This is a genomic window from Candidatus Woesearchaeota archaeon (assembly GCA_020854775.1).
Classification (GTDB): Archaea; Nanobdellota; Nanobdellia; order Woesearchaeales; family 21-14-0-10-32-9; genus 21-14-0-10-32-9.
In genome coordinates this window covers 1-4,682 of sequence record JAHKLZ010000040.1, presented here as the reverse complement: position 1 = coordinate 4,682, position 4,682 = coordinate 1, and the positions used below count along the sequence as shown (strand labels likewise).

4 protein-coding genes are annotated in these 4,682 nt (G+C 32.4%); 2 read left to right on the top strand and 2 right to left on the bottom strand.

The window, feature by feature from the left end:
* Positions 1-272: 272 nt before the first annotated feature.
* A complete protein-coding gene (locus KO361_05300) occupies positions 273-410 on the top strand; it encodes a hypothetical protein (GenBank protein MCC7574983.1) in 138 nt (45 codons plus the stop codon).
* 115 nt (positions 411-525) lie between these two features.
* Positions 526-2,544 carry a Dam family site-specific DNA-(adenine-N6)-methyltransferase gene (locus KO361_05295; GenBank protein MCC7574982.1) on the top strand — a complete coding sequence of 673 codons (2,019 nt, stop codon included), beginning with the start codon at positions 526-528 and terminating at the stop codon, positions 2,542-2,544.
* 30 nt (positions 2,545-2,574) lie between these two features.
* Here KO361_05295 and KO361_05290 read toward each other — a convergent pair whose 3' ends face one another.
* Both KO361_05290 and KO361_05285 read right to left on the bottom strand, forming a co-directional pair.
* Positions 2,575-4,317 (bottom strand): restriction endonuclease, encoded by a 1,743-nt coding sequence (locus tag KO361_05290; GenBank protein MCC7574981.1) that lies wholly within the window; start codon positions 4,315-4,317, stop codon positions 2,575-2,577.
* 34 nt (positions 4,318-4,351) lie between these two features.
* Positions 4,352-4,561: a helix-turn-helix domain-containing protein gene (locus KO361_05285; GenBank protein ID MCC7574980.1), complete on the bottom strand. Its 210-nt coding sequence runs from the start codon at positions 4,559-4,561 to the stop codon at positions 4,352-4,354.
* Positions 4,562-4,682: the final 121 nt, after the last annotated feature.

Genomic DNA, 4,682 nt, shown 5'->3' with positions numbered 1-4,682 from the left:
CTCCAAGCCGGAAGGATAATCACGGGATTTTTCTTTGTGGGAACTTGTCCAAGATAGGCGGGTTAGATGATCAAGAAGATGATATGGATATTGATGTGGTGAGTTGACACGATTGCTGGCAAAGACGTGGTGAGTTGATAAAATAGTTATCACTTTTATTAATCCTAATCAGGAGGCCAGATTCAATTGCTATTTCCTTAGAGAATACTTGAAATCTTCTGCCTGCTGACAAGATAATAGATGTATAGGCCCTTGAAAATGGTGCATTTTCAGTGTTGTCAGGGGGTTCTTTGTTTCTGATGGCGGGTAAAGTTGTAGATTATGAGTGTGATTTAAGGGAATATGGTTTAGTTGATGAATTGAGCTCACCCATGCAAATGAAGTTTTGCTTTAATGGTTTAACCGTTTAGTAAAAGTGGTGTATATAAATATATTAAAGCAATATATAAAATCTAATTTGATATTGTTTTTTTAATTTTATAGTTGATTATTTCATCAAATAATAGTATTCTATATTAGACAAGGATGAAAGGGGATGTTAATTTGAGATTTATAGGATCTAAACAATTACTTGTTGAAAATATAGAAAATTTACTTTCTAAGCATACTAACGGTAGCGAGGAAACTTTCCTTGACTTATTTGCAGGAACAAATATTGTTGGAAATTATTTCAAGAAAGATTTTACAGTCTATTCTAATGACTTATTATATTTTAGCTATGTTAATGCTAGAGCAATTATTGAAAATAATAAAGAATTATCTTTTAACGGATTACAACATAATGGAATCGTAGACCCAATCTTATATTTACAAAAGAACGCAGATAAGATGGATTTTACAGGAAGCCACTATTATGAAGAAGCTTATACTCCTACAGGAGATAGTATGTACCTTACTGTAGAAAACGGAAAAAGGATAGATTACATTCGTGAAACAATCGAATTATGGAAAAATAAAATGTGGATTACTGAAGGTGAATATTTTTATCTATTATCTTCACTGATAGAAGCTATTCCTTTTGTGAGTAATATAACCGGAACCTATGGTGCATATTTAAAACATTGGGATAAACGCGCATTAAAAGATTTAGAATTAATTCCTTTAGAAGTGAAAGATAATAAAAAAGAGAATAAAGCTTTTAACGAAGATGCAAATGAACTAATTAAAAGACTTGATGTTGATATAGCTTATATTGATACACCATATAATAATAGGCAGTATGCTTCTAATTACCACCTATTAGAGAACGTGGCTAGGAATGATAAACCAAGTTTAAGTGGTAAAACGAAAATTTTTGATTGGTCAAATTTACGTAGTGACTATGCTATGAAGCGTAAGGCTTTAAATGCTATGGATGACTTGATTAGCAATATAAGTGCAACACATATTGTCTTAAGCTATAATGATGAAGGAATTATACCAATCAATGAGTTAACTAATTTAATGAAAAGATACTCCTTTAAGGGTGTAATTGATATTGAGCATATTGATTATCGCAAGTATAAATCTAAAATACCGTCAAATAGAGATAAGTTAAGTGAAACACTTATTTATATTCAAAAAAAACCTATAAAAAAAGGTAAAGTGATTGCAGCAACTCTTAAGACAATGGACAAATGGAAAGCAAATAATAATTCTTACATCAAGAGTCCGTTGAATTATATCGGGGGTAAATACAAATTATTGAAACAAATCATACCGTTATTCCCCAAGAATATAGACACATTTGTTGATTTATTTAGTGGTGGGGCAAATGTAGGGATTAATGTAGATGCTAAACGTTATGTTTTTAATGACATGAATGATCGTATTAATGAGATGTTCCGTTACTTTGCTACTAAAAAACCAGATGAACTGGTTGAAAGAATTAAAACTAGAATTAATGAATACGGCCTTAGTAAGACAAATGAAGAAGCTTACTTAAAATTTCGATCTGATTATAACAATAGCCCCAATCCATTAGATTTGTATGTTCTCGTATCATATAGCTATAACTATCAATTTAGATTTAATAATTCTATGGAATTCAATAATCCCTTTGGACGTAATCGAAGTCAGTTTAGTGAAAACATGGAAAGGAATTTACGCTCTTTTGTATCTAAACTTGATAATATAGACGCGACATTTGTAGATGGTTTGTTTACAGACCTAGAGATATCAAACCTTACTGAAAATGACTTTGTTTATTTAGACCCGCCCTATCTTATTACTACAGGTAATTACAACGATGGGAATCGTGGTTTTGTGAATTGGAATGAGGAACAAGAAAATGCAATGTATGATTTATTAAGAAAACTAACGGGACAGGGTGTCCGCTGGGCACTAAGCAACGTAATAGAACATAAAGGCCGGTCTAATGAATATTTAAAGTCATTTATAAAAAATTCAAATGTGGATGTGAATTATTTGGACTATAATTATGATAACTCTTCACACAATACGGTAGGTTCCGGTAGTATAGAAGTGTTGGTAACAAACTATGACACAAATACATTTCAATTGAAGAATATGGAGTACGACTATTACGAAACACAAATAAGATAAAAGGAGCCAAAGCAAGCTCCTTTTATTTTATTAAGAAATAAATTCGATTTCTTTGTTTTTCATGTACAAAGGTAAAGTATTTGCATCGAGAATACCTTTTAGAACTGCGTCTGCACCAAGAAGTAATTGTTCTACATTTAGTGCACCTCCATTTGTGCTAGTTTGACTAGCAGTGTAGTCAAGTTGTTCTTGGAAGCGACCAACAAATTTACTAGAAACCCACATAAAATAGAATTGATTTTGTGGGATTATCGGATCAAAATCAATCCACCATTCAGTAGGATTGCGATTTATATCACGTCTTTTGTTATCTTCAATATAGCGAATCATCTCATCTGCCTGAGAAATGCTTTTTGAGTAGCCTTCTCCATATGCCTTAGTATCTATAATAAATCCAAACTTGTCAGTAAATACTATAGCGTCAGGTTTGCGTCCACCACCAAGTAAGATAGATTGTAATCCATAAACTTTTTTGAAGAGTTCAGCAGTAACTATTTCAAAATCTCGATTTCGCTTTCCATCGTATGCAATTTCTAGCAACTCAATGTATTTCGCTGATAAGTCTGTTTTATTCATGAATTCCGCTTTGCGCCTTTCTGTTTCTAAATCTTTTAGTTCTTGAGTAAGGTTAAGAGCAGGGATAGTGAAATCAACAAGCAAATCTTTCAACTCAAGTTTATCACCATCTATATCAATTCTAATCCCAAATGTATTTAACCCTTTTATATCATTCTCAATAATCTTCATATCATCTTGAAAGCCAATTTGACGGAGTTTATCAATCAAAACATTAAAAGATTTTGTTTCTTGCAAATATTTAAGAATATAAGATCTTCTTGTACGTATATAATCACGGTTTTTTCCTTCTACGGCAAGAAATTCCCATGTTAAAAATTTAGAAACACGAGTATTTTTTGAGCTGCCGTTACTCTGTTTTAGTGCATGTAGCCCACGAGCAGTAATACTAAATTCTTGGAATCCGGCTTTTTCCCCATTTCTCGTCTCAATAGTTGTACTGTGTTTTTCGACAAAACCCAGTTTTTGCAACCATGAAGCAATCATTCTTGCATATTTATCACTTGTGCCTTCAATGTCTGATTTTATTTTCTTTTGTTCCACAGTATTTGCGGTTTTAAACCAATCGAGCATGAGCTCTTCATCGTAAGAGGTAAATCCTTTCTCCCCAACAAAACCAAGTTGACTACCAATAGCGAATTTAGTAATTGGCTTCTTAGATTCACTAATAATTTTCAGTACTTGTGTAGCAGGAGGATAACACAAAAGTGCTTTTCGAAGAATCTCAGTCTCTTCATCTGAATCATTTCCTGTGCGTGAAAATTCAAGACCTAAAGGTGTTATCGAACACATATCAGTTTCTCTATCATGTTTGATTAAGTTTAGACTAAGTGCCCAACGTAAATAGCCATCAGATGTCCAATTATCTGTCCAGCGTTTTCCAGTTGTATTGAGGGACTGAGGCAAAATTGTAATTTGAATTAGCGCATCAGCAACAGCATCTGAACGTTTATTTGGTGATTTTCCATTTTTTCCTTTTGAAGTACCAACAAGTTCTAAATATGAAAAATCGGCGGTGTTACTTTTTAACTTTGTTAACAACTGATTTTTAACTTCTGGAAAGTAAATCAAGTTTGGGACAAGTATATCTCTTAGGGTTTTGTAGTGTTCTGATTGGTTATCAAAAATTTGTACGACTAATTTTAGTTTTGAAAAATCAGAGGGATTCTGAACCCAACCGAATGTTCTTGAAATCATTTATTTTCCTCCTTTAATAATGGTTAAACAGACATTATTTATCATCAATAGTCTCCATAATATCTTCTACCTTACAATCTAGAGTTTCGCATATTTTAAGGAGAACATCTGTCGTAATATTATCACCTCTACCTAGCTTTGCTATTGAGGCAGAGCTTATTCCGGTGGCATTTTTTAAATCCTGTTTGTTCATATTTTTATCAATTAACATTTTCCAAAGTTTATTATAGCTTATTCGTAGCATATATTGCCACCTCCGTTATAAGGATTATCATCCTAATTACTATATACATCATGTAAAAAACCATAACGACTTTCTTTATACTTGCTTTTGTATTTGTCTTGAGTAAACTCTATGACCTTAG

Bases quoted from the DNA above. Each gene is read 5' to 3' on its own strand.
- KO361_05290 (MCC7574981.1), bottom strand. From the start codon at position 4,317: ATGATTTCAAGAACATTCGGTTGGGTTCAGAATCCCTCTGATTTTTCA.
- KO361_05295 (MCC7574982.1), top strand. From the start codon at position 526: ATGAAAGGGGATGTTAATTTGAGATTTATAGGATCTAAACAATTACTT.
- KO361_05285 (MCC7574980.1), bottom strand. From the start codon at position 4,561: ATGCTACGAATAAGCTATAATAAACTTTGGAAAATGTTAATTGATAAA.